The sequence below is a fragment of the Methylobacterium sp. E-012 genome (assembly GCF_057836545.1).
On sequence record NZ_JBYQEY010000001.1, the window covers coordinates 2,356,574 to 2,374,629 of the forward strand.

Genomic DNA, 18,056 nt, shown 5'->3' on the forward strand with positions numbered 1-18,056 from the left:
ACGCGCCTTCAGCCGAACTCGCGGGCAGCGCGGTAGAACCCGGACCAGTCCGGCCGCTCCTTGACCACGGTCTCCAGGTATTCCCGCCAGACGATGGCGTCCTGCACGGGATCCTTCACCACGGCGCCGCCGATCCCCGAGACAAGGTCCCGCGCCGTGAGCCGCCCGTCGCCGAAATGGGCGGCGAGCGCGAGGCCGCTGCCGACCACGCTGATCGCCTCGGCAGTCGACAGCGTCCCCGAGGGCTGCTTGACCTTGGCCTTCCCGTCCGCGGTCACGCCCTCGCGCAGCTCCCGGAAGATCGTCACCACCCGGCGGATCTCGTCGGCGCCCGGGGGCTGGGCCGGGATCTCGAAGGCGCGCCCGAGGGCGGCCACCCGCGATTCCACGATTGCGATCTCGGCCTCGATCGTGTCGGGCGGCGGCAGCACCACGGTGTTGAACCGGCGCTTGAGCGCGCTCGACAATTCATTCACCCCCCGGTCGCGGTTGTTGGCGGTGGCGATGAGGTTGAAGCCCTTCCGGGCCGGCACCTCGTCATTGAGTTCGGGGATCGGCAAAGTCTTCTCGGACAGGATGGTGATGAAGCTGTCCTGCGTTTCCGAGGGGATGCGGGTCAGCTCCTCGACCCGGGCGATCTGGCCCCGCTCCATCGCCCGCATCACCGGCGAGGCAACCACGGCGTCGCGGCTCGGCCCCTTGGCGAGCAGCAGGGCGTAGTTCCAGCCGTAGCGGATCGCCTCCTCGCTGGTCCCGGCCATGCCCTGCACGGTGAGCCGCGAGGTGCCGCAGATCGCCGCCGCCAGATGCTCGCTGACCCAGCTCTTGGCGGTCCCCGGAACCCCGAGCAGCAGCAGGGCCCGATCTGTCGCCAACGTCGCCACAGCGATCTCCATGAGCCGCCGGTCACCGATGTATTTCTGGCTGATCGCAGCGCCGGAGGGCAGCGACCCGCCCATCAGATAGGTGACGACCGCCTGCGGCGACATCCGCCAGTTCGGCGGCCGGGGCCGGTCGTCGGCGACGCACAAGGCCGCGATCTCCTCCGCGAAGGCCTCCTCGGCGGCCAGGCGCAGCCAAGCCGGGGTGGACGTGTCGGTCGGGCTCATCGTGGGGCGGTCTCCGAAAGGGTCACGTCAGGCGGCGAAGTCGCGCCGCATGGCGGCGCGCAGCTCCAGGGTCTCGGCGAGGCGGGCGAGGGCGCTGGCCAGATGCCGGTCGCCGTCCTGCGGGAACCGGTCGCGGAGTGCGCCCGCCGCGGCCGCGGCATCGCGGCTCGGCCAAGCCCGCTCGGCCAAGCCGTCAATCAGGCGGCCGAGCTGCCAGGGCGGGTCCGGTACCGTGCCGCGCCCGATCAGGGCGGCGAGCCAACCGAGCAGGACGCGCGTGAACGGCTCGGAGAAGCGCGACGGTCCCTGTCCGAGATGCACGAGCACGTTCGCCGTCGCGTCGGCCCGGATGAGTCCCTCCACCAGCCGTTCCCAATCCGTCGCCGGCAGCAGGGCCGCCGCCGCCGCCCAGTCGGCCCGGAGCGCTTCGGAGGATGCGACGCCCGGGAGCCGCCCGGCGCAGGCCTCGCCCAGCACCGTCGCCAGAGCCTCGCTCCAGGCGGGCTCGCCCGCGCGGCGCGCGGCGGTCAGCAGACCGGCGCAGATCTCGCGCGACCAGTCGGTGCGCAGCGCCAGCTCGATCCAGCGCCGCGGCGGGTGTTCGGCCAAGGCGTGGAGCGGTGACGCCGCCAGCACCTCCCGCAGCAGCCCGGCCCGGATGCCGCTCCCCTGCCCGGCATGGGCACGCGGGGCGATTCCGTCCCGGGCCAGCGCCGGATCCTCCTCCGGCAGGGTGACGACCAGGGTGTAGGCGGTTCCGAGCAGCCGGCGCTTGGCCTCGATCCGGAGGGCTTCCCGCGCCCGGGCCGCCATGCGGGCCGCGAAGGCCGAACCCGGCAGGCGGGGGAGCAGATACTGCGCCTCCGCCCGAACTTCGGCGGCGCGGTCATCCAGGCAGGTTTCGAGGAACGGACCGTCCGCCTCCGACAGCCCGACCACCAGGGCCGCCGCGAATCGCGCGCGCAGCCCCGCCTTCTCGGCGGTGAATCCGGCTGCGAGGGCCGCGCGCGCCGCCGCGGCGTCGCCTGCGCGCAAGCTGCGGAAGGCGGCCTGGCGCTCCGCGGGAGCGCCCAGGGTCCAGTCGGGCGCGGTTGGCGTGGCCTCCGGCTCGCCCGCGCCGGCACAGGCCCGGTCGAGCCAGGCGAGTTCGGCGCCGGCGACCCGCGCGACCGCCTCCGGCAGGTCGCCGCGGCGGGCCGCCAGTGCCGGCAGCAGCCAGGCCGGGGCCCGCAGCCCCGCCTCGCCCGCGAGATCGCACCATTCCGCCACGCGGGCCCGGTCCCCCTTGGTCAGGAGCAAAGTGAGGCGCGACGCCGCCGCGGGCGGGCATTCGGCACCCGCGGGTGGGCGCACGGTCACCGGCACCAGCGCGTCCGGCGCAAGGCCTGACCCGGCGAGGTGGTGGATCCCGTGGGCAGCGAGCCGCGCCAGCAGGGTGGCGCCGGCATCGCCGCTCGGGTCGAGCGCCACGCGGTCGTCGCCGGTCCCGTGCGCCCCGGCGCGGTCGGCCCCGAGCAGGGCGGCCGCCAGGGTCCGATCCCAGGCCTCCGCAACCGCGGTCGATCCGGGCGACACGGCGTCCATCAGGCCGCCCGCAGAAGGATCGGGCGCGGATCCTGCGCCGGGACCGCGAAGCGGCGCCCGGCGGCGCCCACGGCCAGGACCTGGAGGCCGAAGCCATCGAAGAGACCGAACAGATCGACCGGATGGCCCCCTGACACCGCCAGCACGGCGGGGAGGTGCGGGTCGGCCCGCAGGGGCAGGCAGCCGGTAGAATCGCCCGCCGCCAGGCCGCCGCCGCCCGCGAGATGCCCGAGCCGCACGCCGGCCACGCAGACCGGCCAGGCCTCGGTCCAGGGTGCGCGTGCCAGGGCTGCCGTGAAGGTGTCCCGGGCCAGCGTCACGCTCCCAGCGCCCGGCAGCGCGGCGGCGGCGACCACGACCGTGCGGTCGCGGAGGACCGCCCGGAGCGGCGGGTCCCCCGGATGGAAGGCGAGGCTCCCGACGTAATCCTGGCCCGGGGACGGCACGAGCGGCAGAGCTCCCGCCCCGGCGGCGAAATCGATCACCTGAGCCGGAAGGCCGGTCCGGCGCCCCACGAGCCAGACGGTGCGGACCGTCAGCCTGTCCTCCTCGGTGACGGTGTGGGCGAGGACGGCCCACTCGTCGGGTACCCCCGCACGGGCCGCCAATGCGTCGGCGCTCACGGGGAAGCCGATGGCACCGCGCACGCCGGCCGCCTGTTCCGGCGCGAGCGCGTCGAGGCGCTGGGCCGCCCGGACGAGGAGCGCGAGCCGGCCGATGCCGAGGGCCAGAGCCGTCTCGGGGGCAGCCGCGCCCGGCCGGGACCCCGCCGCGGCGAGGCCCGGCAGGGCACGGACCCGACGGGCCAGGCCGGGCGCCTGCCCGTCGACCAGACGCCCGGCCATGCGGTCCCAGAACGCGTAGGGCTCGGCCCGGGCCGCCGCGAGCCCGCGCCGCATCAGATCGCGCAGCCACAGGTCGAGTTCGTCCAGGGCGGCGGAGACCTTCTCGGCGCGGGCTTGCCGCCGCCGGTCCTGTGCGGTTGCGTCGACGGGTTTGGCGGCGCCTCCCGCTCGGCTCGCGGCGACGCGATTCTCCCGTCCGCGGCTCCAGGCGGCGACCCAGTCCGGCGGCTCGGCCTCGGGCAGCGCCGCGGCGGCCCCGACCAGCATCAGTCCGATCGCGTGTTTGCAGGGGAATTTCCGGCTCGGGCAGCTGCACTTGGCCGCCGGCCCGGCCGGATCCGCCACCGTCCGGTAGGGCGCGGCTCCGCTGCCCTTGATCTCGCCCCAGACCAGGGTGCCGGTGCGCCCGAGCCCGTGCCATTTCGCCGGCTTCGCCTGATCCTGGCCGGCCTTGCGGCTGGCCGCATCCGGGGCGAAATCGAGGATCTGATCGGCGGACAGGGTCATGCGATCGGATGTTGTCGTGCCGATTCGGTACCGGTGCGTGACGGTAGAAGACGCTCCGCGTTTTGGAAAGTGTCGTCGGCCGATTCGGCCGCGGAAATCAGGTTTTTCAGCTTCCCTGCCAAACATTTTTGTGAGTTATCATCCAGTTACAACCTAAATAGTTGACCATTCTAAGCAATACGACTGCTAAATTTGCAATAATTGCGGCGGACTTTCTTATGGCCAGCTAATGCGCCCGCGCAAAATATGGCCCCTGTCCACTCCGGTGTACCAGTAGCACTACGCGCGACATCTCGAGGTTGATCGGCCCGTCGGCGACGGTGAAGGCCGGCGACAGGTCGTTGCCGATCCGGATGCGCACCGCGCCGCCGGCATCGGCCGTCGTCTTCGACAGCCGCATCATGCCCTGCGACGCCTGGCAGGCCTCGGCCGCCTCGCGGCCGCCCGCGAGCAGCATCCCCGCCACTGCGCCCGCAGCCACCAACCCGCCGACGATCACGATGCGGCTCGGCGAGAGCATCGGCTTGCCCGAGCCGGGGCGGGCTGTGCCGCGATCGAGAACCGTGTCGTCGACCTGCACTCGGTGCGCACTATTCTCGTATTCGATTTTTGACATTCGTCAGGGCCACGAAAACGGAATGATGTAATTCTCATGCCAAATTCTCTCAAAATATCCGCCAATCGACTAGGATTGATCATATAGATTCAAAAACACCATGGTATATGCCTGTGCGGCCACCAAACCGACTTCTAGGCAGACGGAAAAAACCGGTCTATTGGTGCTCCGGACCTATCGCAACAGGCTTGACGAGGCGCAGGTCTTTCCCGGTCTGGCAGCGTCGACGCGGCCTCGGAGGACCGATTGCGATGCCGCTTCTGGGAGTGGAATGAACGGCTCAGCCTGCGAGACCCTGATCGTCGCCGACGATCATCCGCTGTTCCGTGAGGGCATGCGGCAGATCGCCGAACGGCTCTACCCGCAGGCTCTCGTCCGGGAGGCCGCCACGATGGAGCAGGTCCTGGCGACGGCCCGTACCGGGCTACCCCCGCAGGCGTTCTTCCTGGACCTCCTGTTTCCCGGCCTCGATCCACGGCGGTCGATCGGCGCGCTGCGCGTGGAATTCGAGCGCGCCTCGATCGTCGTCGTGTCGATGATCGAGGACGAGAGCCTGATTCGGGCGGCGATGGCGGACGGCGCCGACGGGTTCATCGGCAAATCGTTGCCCGCGTGCGAGATCACCCGGGCGATCGCGGCGATCCGCGACGGGGAATTGGTGATCCGGCGCAGCGCCGTCTCGGGCCTCGGCATGCCGCGCTGTCCGCTCCCGCCCCTGACGCGGCGCCAGCACGAGGTGCTGCGCCTCGTCGCCCAGGGGCGCACCAACAAGGAGATCGCCCGGGAGCTCGACATCTCGCCCTTCACGGTGCGTATCCATGTCTCGTCGCTCCTGAGGGCGCTCGACGTCCCCTCCCGGTCCGCGGCCGCCGCGAAGGCGGCCAATGCCGGCCTCGGGGGATGACGGGGTTACGGCCGGGCTGCGACGCGACAGGGCACCTGGACTCGAGGAGTCGACGACAGCGCGCCGGGGCCGGCCCGGTGGGGCTCGGAGCGGACGCCAGAGGGGCGCCCCGAGCAAAGGCACGGGACGGCATCGGCGCCGCGTTGCGCCCCGCCGGGCAGCCCTGAGCCGCCGATGACCCTATCGCGAAGCCGGGCGGACGAGGATTACGATAACGAGAAGGCCCAGGCGCTCATCCGGGCCGTCATCATCGGCTGCGTCTGCCTGTATCTCCTGCCCCAGATCTTCGGCGGGATCGCCCCGCCGGAAGCCCGGTTCGTCGCGTACCTGGTGACGTGTCACTGGCTCTTCGCCGTGGCGCTGTACGGCTGGATCGCCCGGCATCCCGGCGGCAACACACCGCGGCGCGTGATCACCGTCCTCCTCGACCTGGGTGGGATGACCTACGCGATGGCCGTGGGCGGCGCCCCGTTCCTGCCTCTGTACATGATCGTGATCCGGCTGATCGTCGGCAACGGCTTGCGCTACGGGACCGGCGCCCTGACGGCATCTACGGCCGCCGCCCTGATCTCGATCGCGGTCACGACGTACTGCAACGCCTATTGGCGCGACAATCCCTTCGTCGTCCTGACGCTGACGGCCATCACGCTCCTCGTGCCGACCTACATCTACACCCTACTGAAGCGCCTCCGCGGCGCCTACGCCCGCGAGCAAGAGGCGAATCTGTCCAGGTCGCGCTTCCTGGCGCAGGCGAGCCACGATCTGCGCCAGCCGATCCACGCGATCAGCCTGTTCACCGCCTGCCTGCGGAGCGCCAGGCTGGGTCCGGACGAACTGCAGATGGTCGAGAACATCGACCGGTCCCTGCAGAGCGTCTCGCGCCTGTTCAAGTCGCTGCTGGACATCTCGACCCTCGACAGCGGCAAGTTGGAGCCCCGTCCGGAGCCCGTGTCGATCGACGCGATCATCGAGGACGTGCGGCGCCAGAATTCCGAGGCGGCGCTGCGCGACGGGACGGCTTTGCGCGCGCGTCCCTGCAAGTGCGTCGTGAACACCGATCGGGCGCTGCTCACCACGATGGTGCAGAACATCGTCAACAACGCGATCAAGTACGCCCCCGGCCGGCCGATCCTGATCGCCTGTCGCCGACGGGGGGGCCGCCTCGCCATCCAGGTCTACGATCGCGGTCCCGGGATCGCGGTCGAGCATCAGGAGCGGGTCTTCGACGAGTTCTACCGGGTCCGCCAACGCGGCGACCGGGATCTTGATGGAGTCGGTCTCGGCCTGCCTATCGTTCGCCGCCTCGGGGCTTTGCTGGACCTGGCGGTGACGCTTCGCTCGGTACCGGGCCGCGGGACCTGCGTGAGCATCGGCAACCTTCCGGTCACCCGGGACCCTGGGCCCGCGGCGGCCGGGGTTGCACGCGACCCGTCCCCGACGATGGGCGGCCTGCGGGTGCTTCTGGTCGAGGACGACGAGGCCGTGCTGAGGGCGACGGCGAGCCTGCTCGAGACCTGGGGATGCCGGGTTCAGGCCGAATCCGCGATCCCCGACGCCGTCGCCGAGATCGATCTCCTCATCACCGACTTCGAACTCGGGAACGGCGTCACGGGGACGGAGTGCATCGCGGCGGTCCGCGGCCTCCTGGGGGGCGCGCTGCCGGCGGTGGTGATCAGCGGACACGACGCGACGCGCGTACGCGCGGACCTGGGCACGCCGGACATCCCGATCCTGTCGAAGCCGGTTCGCCCGGCCGAGCTGCGCTCCGTCCTCCTTGCGGCGCGGTTGAGGATGCGCCCCGATCCATCGCCCGACCGATGAAGGCAGTCGTCGGGATGGCGGGAGCCTGAACTGGAACGCGGGAGCGAGCCGGTCGATGGCCAGCGACAGGGCATAGCGGTGCAACCGCGGCACCAGGCCGATCAGGTTATCCATGAAGACGCCCGGGCGTGCCGGACGATCGCGGCACCACCGAGGATTGGGTCAGGCGTCACAGGATCGCGCCGAGGGGCGAGCGAGGGTCTTTCGCGACACCGTCCGAATCGTTCTGGCGTGGCCTGTCGCCGTGTTGCCCCGGCATTTGGGTGTGACCGGAGCTGGCATCGCTGGGCGGTTCCCGCTGTTCGCCGGCGGGTTGCCCGTTCGGATGATTCACATCGACCGATGGTCTGGAACCCGTCGGGTTCTTCGGCGCAGAGAGCGACCGGCACTCATCTCTGGTCGATATCGATGGCGCCAATGATGCAAGTATACCAGTGATAATTCCCGACCGACCGGAACCACGTTGCGCGCGACCCGTTTGAGCCGCGTTGCCAATGGGGCAGCGGCACGCGGATGGGAACCGGTCGGATCGTGACGGAGGGCGTCGACAGGCACGAACTTCGGCAGATCATCGCCGGCCTTAGTGAGGGTGTGATCCTGGTCGAGCCCGACCAGTCGATCGCCTATGCCAACGCCGCCGCCCTGGCGATGCACGGGGTCGAAACGCTCGACGAGCTCGGCTCGACGGTTGATGCCTATCGCGCGCGCTTCTCGCTCCGCTACCGCAACCATCGGGCGCCGGAGAATTACCCGATCGAACGCGTCGTCGCCGGCGAAACTTTTCACGATGTGGTGGTCGAGGTCACCCGCGCGGACCGACCCGATTGCGATTTCGTCCACTCGCTCCGGAGCCTGGTCGCCACCGACCGCGATGGTGCCCCGAGCTGCCTCGCCCTGATCCTGAAGGATGTCTCGGACCAGTTCGAAGCCGAGGATCGCTTCGAGCGGACCTTCAACGCCAATCCGGCGCCGGCCTTGATCACGCGGCTCGCAGATCTGCGTCACGTGAAGGTCAATCACGGCTTCCTGGAGATGACCGGCTACACCCGTGAGGCCGTGATCGGACGGAGCGTCTACGAGGTCGACGTGCTCGCCAATGCCCGCAACCGGGACCTGGCGGTCTCGCGTCTCAACGAGGGCGGCACGATCCCGCAGATGGAGGCGTGCCTCGACCTGCCGGATGGCGGACGACGTTTCGTGATCGTGGCCGGGCAGCCCATGGAGATGGGCGACGAGCCGTGCATGCTGTTCACCTTCGCCGATCTGGAGTTGCGCCGCAAAGCCGAGACCGCGCTCCGCCAGAGCGAGGAGCGGTTCGCCACGTCGTTTCGCCTCACGCCGATCCCGACCATCCTGGTCCGGGCGGACGACTTCACGGTCACCGGCGTCAACGAGGCTTTCGGGCGGGTCTTCGGTCTGGGAGAGGATCGGGTCGTCGGGCGCAGCCTGGACGAGGCCGGTCTCTGGGTCGCGCATGCCCAGCGGGCGGCGTTCGAGGCCGCGGTCGCCCGGGACGGGAGCGTCCTCGGCGTCGAAGTGTGCCTGCGTCACGAGAACGGATCCAGCCTCGACTGCATGGTCTCCGCGGAGCGGGTCACCATTAATGATGCCGACTTCGTGTTGCTGGTTCTGCAGGACATCACGGATCGCAAGCACACCGAGCGCGAGTTGTTCGGCGCCATCGAAGCGGTGATGGCCGATACCTCGTGGTTCAGTCGCGGCCTGATCGAGAAGCTCGCCAACCTCCGCCGCCCCGGCCGGGAGAGCGCGGACGGATCCGCCCCGAACCTGACGGTGCGGGAGCGCCAGATCCTGAACCTGATCTGCGCAGGTCTCGACGACGACGCCATCGCGCGCAAGCTCGGCCTGTCGCGCAACACCGTGCGCAATCACGGGGCCGCGCTGTACCGCAAGCTCGGCGTCCACCGACGCACCGAGGCGCTCGTCTGGGGGCGCGAAAACGGGTTTCCACTTCACGCGGCCGGTAGCTGAATTTCAGAATACCGGTACGAAAGCACTATTGTAACGGCTGGGGCGATCGACATCTGACGGTCGGTCTTTCCTGACCCGGGACGAGCGGACGGCTCGAGCGCGTTAGCCGGTCGAGGAGCGCAAGCGTGCGGTCCAGGACGCAAACGGCCCCCCCGCCGACACCCGGCCGGGGCCCGGGGCTGAGCGTCATGCATCGCGTGGCGGCCCGGTGGGTCGCTGGAACGAACAGAACAGAGAGGAAGAACGACATGGTGGACACGGATCGGATCACGGGCGCCGCGAAGGAGCTGGGCGGGAAGGTGCAGGGCGCGGTCGGCGACCTGACCGGCTCGCATCGGGACTCGGCCGAGGGCCGCGCCCGGGAGGCGGCGGGACAGGCCGAGGGCCTGTACGGCCAGGCCAAGGACACCGTCCGCGACGCGGCCGGGCACGTCGCCGACACCGCCCGTCACATCGGCGGCAAGGTCCGCGACACCGTGGGCGACGTCGTCGGATCGGGGGATGTCGAGGACCGCGCCCGCCGCGCCCAGGGCGCCGCCCAGGACCACTACGACCGCGCCGAGCGCGGCGTCCGCCACGCCGCCGACGAGGCCTCGGACTACGCTGAGGACGCCTACGCGCGCGGCAGCCAGTACCTGCGCCGGGGCACCCGCGAGGTCGGCCATCAGGTCGCCGAGTATCCGCTCGCCTCCCTGCTCATCGCCGGCCTGGCCGGCTTCGGCCTCGGCCTGCTGGTCAGCGCCACCCGCGACTGAGCCATCCCCTCGCCTCGACGCGCCCGCCGACGCCGAACCGGTATCCCTGTCGGCGGCGGGCGCTCCAGATCCTCGACGACCCCTTTTCCGGAGTGACAGCGTGACCCCCATCCAGACCGCCGCGACACCGCTTTCCCCCGACGCGCATGCCGACACGCGCGCCGTCCTGCTCAATCAGGTGTCCTGGGGCGCCATCTTCGCGGGCGCCGTGACCGCCCTCGTGACCCAGGTGATCGTCAACCTGATCGGCGTCGGCGTCGGCCTGGCCTCGGTGGGCCCCAACGCCGCCGACAACCCGGCCGCCTCGACCGTGTCGATGTCGGCGGGCGTGTGGTTCGTGGCCTCGGGCATCGTCGCCTCGCTGGCCGGCGGGGCGATCGCGGGCCGGCTCTCGGGCAAGACCCTGCCGGGGGCGGCCGCGCTGCACGGGCTGGTGTCCTGGGCGGTGACGACCCTCGTGGTCCTGTACCTGCTGACCTCGGCGGCCACCGGGCTGGTCGGGGGGACGCTGAGCACCGTCTCGGGGGCGCTGGGCGGGGCGGGCAACCTCGTGGGCGGGACCGTGCAGACGGCGGCCCAGGCGGCGGCGCCGTCCCTGTCGAAGATCTCGAACCCCCTCGACGGGATCGAGAATTCGGTGCGCCAGCAGGCGGCCGGCCAGGACCCGCAGGCGGCCCGCGACGCGGCGGTGGCGGCGGTCAAGGCGCTGTTCACGGGTGATGCCGGGCAGAAGCAGCAGGCCGAGGCGCGGGCGGCCGACGCCCTGGCCAAGGCGCAGAACATCCCGGTCGATCAGGCCAAGCAGCAGATCCAGGACTACGAGAAGCAGTACGACCAGGCGGTGGCCACGGCCAAGCAGAAGGCCGAGGCCGCGGCGGTGACGGCCAAGTCGGCGGCCACGCAGGGGGCGTTCTACGCGGCGATCGCCCTGATCCTGGGGGCGCTGGCGGCCTTCCTGGGCGGGCGCCTGGGCGCGCCCAAGCCGGCGACGCTGCTCGGCACCTACGAGACCCGGCGCGTCTGACCCGGCGCGATCCGGTCGGCCCCCGCGGGCTGCGGGGGCCGGCACCACCGGCGCGGGCCCGGCCAACCCGCAACCGCGAAGTTTAACCGCAACCTCAACCTCAACCTGAAGGAGCGCACGCGATGAGCAGCACCGGCGACAAGATCAAGGGCCTGGCCAACGAGGCCGTGGGCAACGTCAAGCAGGCGGCCGGCAAGGCGACGGGCAACGACAAGCTCGTGGCCGAGGGCAAGGCGCAGGAGCTGAAGGGCGAGGCGCAGAAGACGGTCGGCGACGTCAAGGACGGCGCCAAGAGCCTGGCCGACAAGGTCACCGGCAAGCACTGAGGCCGCGACCGGGGGTGGTGCCGGCCCGGCCCCACCCCCGAGCCCGGCCCCCGATGGCACCCATCCCGATCGAACGGACGGGATGACCCCGGAGGTCGGGCGGGAGCAGCGGCAGCCTATCGCCGTCTATCAGCCGGGCCGACGAGCCCGTTCGCAAAAAGGAGAACACGATGAGTGAGGGATACCCGTCGATGACCGCGCTGCTGGGTTTGCTGGCCGTAGCCGGCTACCAGCACCGCGACAAGATCTCCGAATGGCTCGGTAGCCACGGTGAGAATTCAAGCGCCGCCCCGCGCGTCCCCCCCGTCTCCGCAGGTTCGGGCACGGCGGCGCCGGGCAATCTGGATCGCCTGCTCGGGGGCGCGGGCTCCGTGGGTGTGGGCGGTCTCCTCGCCCACGGGATCGGCGAATTGGTCAATCACTTCGGCAAGGGCGGGCATGCCGAGACGGCGCAGTCCTGGATCGATCACGGGCCGAACCGGGACATCCCGGCCGCAGACCTCGAGCGGGTGATCGGGCCGGAGACCCTCACCGCCCTCGAGCAGCGGACTGGCTTGAGCCGCAGCGAGCTGGTCGCCCGTCTCTCGCGCGATCTGCCCTCCGCGATCGACCGCTACTCGCCGGACGGACGCCTGCCGGCTCTCGGCTGAGGCACCGTGGGGATTCCCGCCGTGACGGTCGCGTCCCGGCGGGCCCGGACTACTCGATCAGGTGATCGACCTTGGCCATCAGCGAAGGGGCGATCGTCAGATTCAACGCTGCGGCCGTCTTGAGATTGACCACGGTGAGGAAACGTTCGGCGGCCTGCACGGGCAGGTCGCCGACTACGGCGCCGCGCAGGATCCGGTCGATATAGCCGGCCGCCCGCTGGACGTCCTGGGCGACGCTGGTCGTGTAGGCAGCCAAGCCGCCGAGCCGCACCTGCGCCTCGTAGGCGTAGACGGCGGGCAGGCGGCAGCTCGCTGCCAGGGCGATGATCCGGGGGCCGTGGATCCCCGTCACCGCGTCCGGCAGCGCGATCAGACCGCCCCGTGGTTCCCCGGCGAAGCCAGTGATCGCCCGCTCGATCTCGGCGGCGTCGTGGACGCCGGCGATCCGGGCGTCGATGCCGAGGTCCGGGCCGATCCGGGCCAGTTCGGCGGCGTAGCCCGCGAGACGGGCGGGGTAGTCCGGGTTGATCAGGGCGAGCGCCCGGTCGACGCCCGGGCTGAGTTCCTTCAGCAGCTGAAGCCATTTCCCCACGAACCCGAAGTCGAAATTCGTGAACCCGGTGAGATTGCCGCCGGGATGCGCCAGACTGCTGACGAAACCGGCGCCCACCGGATCCTGCAGCATCATGAACACCACGGGCGTGGTCGCGGTCGCGCGCTGCAGCACGGTCGCGCCGACGATGCCCTGCGCGAGGACGAGATCGGGCCTGCGCGCGAGCATGGCGTCCGTCTGTCGGCGCATACGCTCGGTATCGCCGTCGCCGTACTGCAGATCGACCGCGAGATTCTCGCCCCAGGCCCATCCCGCGCGCTGCAGGTTGTCCCGCAGGGTCTCGACGATCACGGGGCTGTCGGGATGCGTCTCGCCGTAGACGAGGAGGATCCCGAGCCGGCGCTGCCCTCTGGTCTGGCTCCGACCGGCCATCGGCCAGATCGCGGCGCCACCCAGCCCCGCAATGACGTCGCGCCGTCTCATACGCCGCTCTCCCGGCCACCACGATTCCGATCGATCGCGCAAGGGTTAAGTCCGGCCGCGGGCCGGCCGACGATGCCGTGTGACCACCGTGAGACCCGATGACCGTCGCGGGCATCGGACCATCTTCTAGGCGCTGCCAATCTGTCTCCGGGCACTTAATATCTCGACCGGCGCGAGTCGAAGACCGATCGGTCACGGCGTCAGGGAATCTCGATCCGCGTGCCGCTCGAACCGTTGAGCAGGCGCTTCAAGTGATAGGCCGCGACCCCGTCGTCGGGCCGCAGTCCGACCAGGGCCGCGAAGGCCGGCAGGGCAGCAGTCTCGCCGGCTTCCAATTTGGCGAAGGCGTCCTGGTACTGGCCCAGCGCGGCGTCGCCGCAGGCGGCTTCGGTGAGGGGCTCGAAGGCCCGCAAGGCCTCCTGCTTGCCGCGCAGGAGCAGATCCCCGAGGGGCCGGCCGCGGAAGGTGCCGGCGCGGGTCACCGTGGTCGCGCTGACGCAGATCCGCGTCCCGAACGCCTTGTTGGCGTTCTCCAAGCGGGCCGCGGTGTTGATGGTGTCGCCGTAGGCCGTGTAATCGAAATAACGGCCGCCACCGAAATTCCCCACGATCGCCGGCCCCGCATGCACGCCGATCCGGGTCATGCCGACCGCGATCCCGCGTTCGCGCCAGCGGGCCCGGAACGCCTCGGCCGCCTGGTCGAGGGCCAGCGCGCAGCCGACGGCCCGGGCGGCGTGATCCGGCTGATCGCCCGGCGCCCCGAACAGGATGTGGAGCGCGTCGCCGACGATCTTGGCCACCGTCCCCTCGTGGGCAAAGACGACGTCGGTCATCTCGGCGAAGTAGCCGTTCAGGATCTCGGCGAGCAGCGTCGGGTCGAGGCTCTCCACGAGGCTGGTGAAGCCCGCGATGTCGGTGAACAGGGTGGCCACGTCGCGCCGGTGGCCGCCGAGTTCCAGGCCCGACGCGTCCCCGGCCAGCCGCTCGGCGAGGTTCGGCGAGAAGTAGCGCGCCAGGGAGGCGTGTGCGCGCTCCGCCAGCGCCTGCCGCCGCCGCCCCTCGCGCAGCACCTCGACATGCCGCAGCGTCCGCGCGATCGTGGTCTCCAGATCGGCGAAGTCGATCGGCTTGGTCAGGAAGTCGAAGGCGCCCCGGTTCATCGCCGTGCGGATGTTGGCCATATCACCGTAGGCCGAGACGATGATGATCGACGGCCGTTCGGGGAGCGCCTGCATCCTGGCGAGCAGCGTCAGCCCGTCCATGCGCGGCATGTTGATGTCGGACACCACCATGTCGACATCGCGATGCTCCGCGAGGCTGTCCAGCGCCTCCTGCCCGTCACGCGCGAACAGGAACGTGACCACGCCCTGCCGGATCTGCCGCCGGAACTTCTGGGTGATCAGCGTCTCGAGATCCGGCTCGTCGTCGACCACCAGGATCTTGGCGCTGGGGAGGCCGTCGATCATTCCGTCACCGCGCGGAGGGCGAGCCGCCGGTCGATCTCGGCCTTCAGCGCGGTGAAATCGATGGGCTTGGTGATCAGGCCGACGGCCCCCGCGGCCTCGGCCCGCGCGCGGGTCTCGGCGTCGCCATAGGCGGTGATCATGATCACCGGCACCTCGGGCCGCGCATTGCGCACCAGCGGCAGCAGTTCCAGCCCGGTCATCCCGGGCATGTTGATGTCGGAGAACATCAGCAGCAGGTTCGGCCCGCTCGCGGCCTGGACGCGCTCAAGGGCCTCCGGCGCCGAATGCGCGAAGGCCATCTCGAAACGTCCGGCCCGCAACTCGCGGCGGAACTGCTGGCGGAACAGCTCGGTGACATCGGGTTCGTCATCGACGACGAGGATCAGGACATTCATGGCTGGCTCCTCGGCTCGTCCATGGCCGCACCCGCGGGTGCGGGACCGGCCGTCGCCACGCCACCGCGCGGCAGCGTGATCGTGAACTCGGTGAACTGGCCCGGCTCGGTGGCGACATCGACGGCGCCGCCATGCTGCTTCACCAGGATGTCGTGACTCAGGGACAGGCCGAGCCCCGTGCCCTCGCCGGCGGGCTTGGTGGTGTAAAACGGGTCGAACATCTTGGCCTTGACGCTGTCCGGGATGCCCGTGCCGTTGTCCCGCAACAGGATCTCGACCCTGTCGCCCCGATCGCGCGTGGACACCGCCAGGGTCGGGGCGTAGCCCGCCTCGGCCCCGTCGCTCTTCTTCTCGGTGGCGTAGAACGCGTTGGACATCAGGTTCAGGAGGACGCGCGTGATCTCCTGCGGATAGATGTCGGCGACCCCTGCGGCGGGATCGAAGTCGCGCACGAGGGTCACGTTGAAGCGGGGCTTGGATGCGCGGGCACCGTGATAGGCGAGGTTCAGGCTCTCCTCGACGAGGGCGTTGACGTCCACGGGCCGGTGCTCGCCGGACCCGGTGCGCGAGTGCAGCAGCATGTTCTTGACGATCGAGTCGGCACGCTTTCCGTGCTGGACCACCTTATCGAGATTGCTCTTCAACAATTGGGCGGTCTCGTCCACCTCCGCGCGGGTGTCTGGATCGAGGGATGCCGGTCGCAGCATCTCCGCGAGCTCGTCGACGAGTTCCTTCGACAGGGACGCGAAGTTGTTGACGAAGTTCAGCGGGTTCTTGATCTCGTGGGCGATGCCCGCCGTGAGCTGGCCCAGCGAGGCGAGCTTCTCGGATTGCACGAGCTGGCTCTGTGTCTTCTGAAGATCGTCGAGGGACTCGTTGAGGTCGTGGGTCCGCTCCTCGACCTTGGCTTCGAGGGTCTCGTAGGATTCCTGGATCCGGCCTGCCATCAGGTTGAACCGATGCGCGAGGGTCTCGATCTCGTCGCCGGTGTTGATCACGATGCGCTCGGAGAAGTCGCCCGCCCCGAAGCGTTCGGCCCCGTCCTGAAGCTGGCGGATCGGCACCACCATGCGCCGGGCCAGGAAGGTGCCCGCCACCGCCGCGAGCAGCACGCCGAGGCCCATCAGCGCGACGGTCTGGATGATCGATTCGATCAGCGGCTCCATTGCCTCCCGCAGGGGCAATTGCACGAACACGATCCACCCGACCCGGGGAACGGTGGCGTGGGCCGCCAGCACGTATCCGCCGTCGAGCCCGCGGGCGATCCCGTAATCCCGTGCGCCGGCGGTTCCCGGCAGCGCCCCGGCGACTTCGGGCAGGCTGGCCAGATCGGTGTCGCGCAGGACCAGGCTGAGGTCCGGGTGGGCGATGAGCCGCCCGGTCGCCGTCGTCACGAAGGCGTACCCGCTCACCCCGTTGCGGATGGCACTGACCACGTCCCAGATCAGCTTCAGGTTGACCTCCGCGACGGTCACCCCCGGATCGCGCCCCGCATGCGCCACGGCGACGGTCATGTAGGGCTCGGAGCCGCGCCGGAAGTAGACCGGGCCGAACCATGTCTTGTCCTGGAGGGCCTGGGTGAAGCGCGGCGATGTCGAGAAGTCCTTCCCGCTGGCGATGGCGTCGGGCTCCAGGCGCGACACCCGCAGCTGCTCGCGACCGCTCGGGTCGAGATAGGCGACCTCGGTGATCGCGGGGGCCTGACGCATCAGGCGGATGAAGTCGTAGCGCTGCTGTTCCGGAGAGACGCGGCGCCACTCGGCCCGGGTCGTCCACCCGATCTGGTTCTCGATCTCGGACACGAAGGCCTCGACGCGTTCCGCGGCACCCTGCGCCTTCTCGCGCTGAACCGTGATCGCGTTCTGCTTGGCCTCCTGATAGTTCAGCGTCAGATCGACCGCGCCGTTGATGAGCAGCACCAGCGTCACGAGACCGACGAAGGCGACCGCGAACTTCCCCGAGAGCGGCAGGTGGAACGGCTTCCGGCCCGGTTTTGGCGGCCGGGTCGCGGTGACGGGGCTCGTCATTCGACGACCTCGTCGGCTTGGGCGAGCAGCGCCGACGGGATGTCGAAGCCCTGGCTTCGGGCGGTCCTGAGGTTGACCACGAGGTCGAACTTCGGGGGCGCCTGGATCGGAAGGGCCGCGGGATCGTCGCCGCGGAGAATGCGGTCCACGTAGACGGCCGCGCGGCGCACGGCCTCGGCGGGGTCGGGTCCGTAGGACATCAGCGCCCCGCGGTAAGCGAAACGCCGGATGGCGAAGACGGCCGGAATCCTGCCGCTCGCGGCGAGCGCGACGAGGCGGTCCCCGTTGGCCTCGCTGAAGGTGCCGGGCGCCACGATCAAGCCCGCGTTCCCCTGCCGCGCGAGATCGGCCATGACGCGATCGATGTTGGCGGCTGTCCCGGCCACCACGATGGCGGGCTCGATGGCCAGGGCGGCAGCGGCCGTCTTGAAGGCGTTCGCGTAGAGATGGCCGCCACGGATCTCGGTGCTCGGGTTCAGCAGGAGCGTGACCCGTCCGATCGTCGGCACGGCTTCCCTGAGAGCGGCGAGCCACTTTCCGCCGAGCGAGGTCTCGTAGAGGGTGAAGCCCGTGATGTTTCCCCCGGGGCGCTTGAGGCTCGCGACGAGGCCGGCGCCGACCGGATCGGATGCGCCGACGAAGACGATCGGGATCCCGCAGGTCAGCGCGGAGACGGCGCGCAGCTGCGCGTTGAGATACGTGAAGATCACCTGCGGCGCGGCACGGACCAGATCGGCGGCGATCGCCCGCATGCGCTCGCCATCGGCTCCGCCCCACCGATGGTCGATCGCGATCTCCCCCTGGGCGCGCGCGCGCAGGGCTGCGTCGAACGCCGCCGACAGGGCCCGGCCTTCGGCGTCGTCGTCCTGGAACGGCCAGAGCGCCGCCACCACGGTCCGCGCCTGGGCCCGGGCTGCGGCGGGCAGGCCGGTCAGCATCCAGGGCAGCCCAGCGATCACGGTTCGCCGCCTCATCCGATCCCCGAGCCCCCCTCAACCG

The 18,056-nt window shown here is 70.5% G+C and carries 16 protein-coding genes; 7 read left to right on the forward strand and 9 right to left on the reverse strand.

Features of this window, described 5'->3' with window-relative positions:
* Window positions 1-8 precede the first annotated feature (8 nt).
* From AC3IF1_RS11240 to AC3IF1_RS11255, 4 genes are all read right to left on the reverse strand, one after another.
* Entirely contained in the window at window positions 9-1,109 is a 1,101-nt protein-coding gene (locus AC3IF1_RS11240) for an ATP-binding protein (protein WP_489217596.1), read from the reverse strand.
* Window positions 1,110-1,136: 27 nt separating this feature from the next.
* Window positions 1,137-2,693 (reverse strand): DUF5691 domain-containing protein, encoded by a 1,557-nt coding sequence (locus tag AC3IF1_RS11245; RefSeq protein WP_489217597.1) that lies wholly within the window; start codon window positions 2,691-2,693, stop codon window positions 1,137-1,139.
* Window positions 2,693-4,045 carry an SWIM zinc finger family protein gene (locus AC3IF1_RS11250; RefSeq protein ID WP_489217598.1) on the reverse strand — a complete coding sequence of 451 codons (1,353 nt, stop codon included), beginning with the start codon at window positions 4,043-4,045 and terminating at the stop codon, window positions 2,693-2,695. Before AC3IF1_RS11250 ends, AC3IF1_RS11245 begins: the two co-directional genes overlap by 1 nt.
* Before the next feature lie 226 nt (window positions 4,046-4,271).
* A complete protein-coding gene (locus AC3IF1_RS11255; protein ID WP_489217599.1) occupies window positions 4,272-4,625 on the reverse strand; it encodes a hypothetical protein in 354 nt (117 codons plus the stop codon).
* A 307-nt stretch (window positions 4,626-4,932) separates the two neighbouring features.
* Here AC3IF1_RS11255 and AC3IF1_RS11260 point away from each other — a divergent pair, with 307 nt between their 5' ends.
* The 7 genes from AC3IF1_RS11260 (at window position 4,933) to AC3IF1_RS11290 (ending at window position 12,133) form a co-directional block, all read left to right on the forward strand.
* Window positions 4,933-5,565, forward strand: a complete 633-nt coding sequence (locus AC3IF1_RS11260) for a LuxR C-terminal-related transcriptional regulator (RefSeq protein WP_489217600.1) — start codon at window positions 4,933-4,935, stop codon at window positions 5,563-5,565.
* 174 nt (window positions 5,566-5,739) lie between these two features.
* Window positions 5,740-7,386 carry an ATP-binding response regulator gene (locus AC3IF1_RS11265; RefSeq protein WP_489217601.1) on the forward strand — a complete coding sequence of 549 codons (1,647 nt, stop codon included), beginning with the start codon at window positions 5,740-5,742 and terminating at the stop codon, window positions 7,384-7,386.
* 531 nt (window positions 7,387-7,917) lie between these two features.
* On the forward strand, window positions 7,918-9,378 hold the full coding sequence (locus AC3IF1_RS11270) for a helix-turn-helix transcriptional regulator (RefSeq protein WP_243972025.1): 1,461 nt from the start codon (window positions 7,918-7,920) through the stop codon (window positions 9,376-9,378).
* 248 nt (window positions 9,379-9,626) lie between these two features.
* Window positions 9,627-10,133, forward strand: a complete 507-nt coding sequence (locus AC3IF1_RS11275) for a CsbD family protein (protein ID WP_243971911.1) — start codon at window positions 9,627-9,629, stop codon at window positions 10,131-10,133.
* A 100-nt stretch (window positions 10,134-10,233) separates the two neighbouring features.
* Complete coding sequence (locus AC3IF1_RS11280) at window positions 10,234-11,157, forward strand: PhnA-like protein (protein ID WP_489216093.1); 924 nt, start codon at window positions 10,234-10,236, stop codon at window positions 11,155-11,157.
* A gap of 122 nt (window positions 11,158-11,279) precedes the next feature.
* On the forward strand, window positions 11,280-11,483 hold the full coding sequence (locus AC3IF1_RS11285; protein WP_489216095.1) for a CsbD family protein: 204 nt from the start codon (window positions 11,280-11,282) through the stop codon (window positions 11,481-11,483).
* A gap of 170 nt (window positions 11,484-11,653) precedes the next feature.
* A complete protein-coding gene (locus AC3IF1_RS11290; protein WP_243968434.1) occupies window positions 11,654-12,133 on the forward strand; it encodes a YidB family protein in 480 nt (159 codons plus the stop codon).
* 49 nt (window positions 12,134-12,182) lie between these two features.
* Here AC3IF1_RS11290 and AC3IF1_RS11295 read toward each other — a convergent pair whose 3' ends face one another.
* The 5 genes from AC3IF1_RS11295 to AC3IF1_RS11315 form a co-directional block, all read right to left on the reverse strand.
* A complete protein-coding gene (locus AC3IF1_RS11295; RefSeq protein ID WP_489217602.1) occupies window positions 12,183-13,169 on the reverse strand; it encodes an ABC transporter substrate-binding protein in 987 nt (328 codons plus the stop codon).
* A gap of 200 nt (window positions 13,170-13,369) precedes the next feature.
* Window positions 13,370-14,635 carry an adenylate/guanylate cyclase domain-containing protein gene (locus AC3IF1_RS11300; RefSeq protein WP_489217603.1) on the reverse strand — a complete coding sequence of 422 codons (1,266 nt, stop codon included), beginning with the start codon at window positions 14,633-14,635 and terminating at the stop codon, window positions 13,370-13,372.
* Entirely contained in the window at window positions 14,632-15,030 is a 399-nt protein-coding gene (locus AC3IF1_RS11305) for a response regulator (protein ID WP_489217604.1), read from the reverse strand. The genes AC3IF1_RS11300 and AC3IF1_RS11305 overlap by 4 nt, the downstream gene beginning before the upstream one ends.
* Complete coding sequence (locus tag AC3IF1_RS11310) at window positions 15,027-17,057, reverse strand: sensor histidine kinase (RefSeq protein WP_489217605.1); 2,031 nt, start codon at window positions 17,055-17,057, stop codon at window positions 15,027-15,029. The genes AC3IF1_RS11305 and AC3IF1_RS11310 overlap by 4 nt, the downstream gene beginning before the upstream one ends.
* Window positions 17,054-18,031: an ABC transporter substrate-binding protein gene (locus AC3IF1_RS11315; RefSeq protein WP_489217606.1), complete on the reverse strand. Its 978-nt coding sequence runs from the start codon at window positions 18,029-18,031 to the stop codon at window positions 17,054-17,056. The genes AC3IF1_RS11310 and AC3IF1_RS11315 overlap by 4 nt, the downstream gene beginning before the upstream one ends.
* Between the last annotated feature and the right edge of the window lie 25 nt (window positions 18,032-18,056).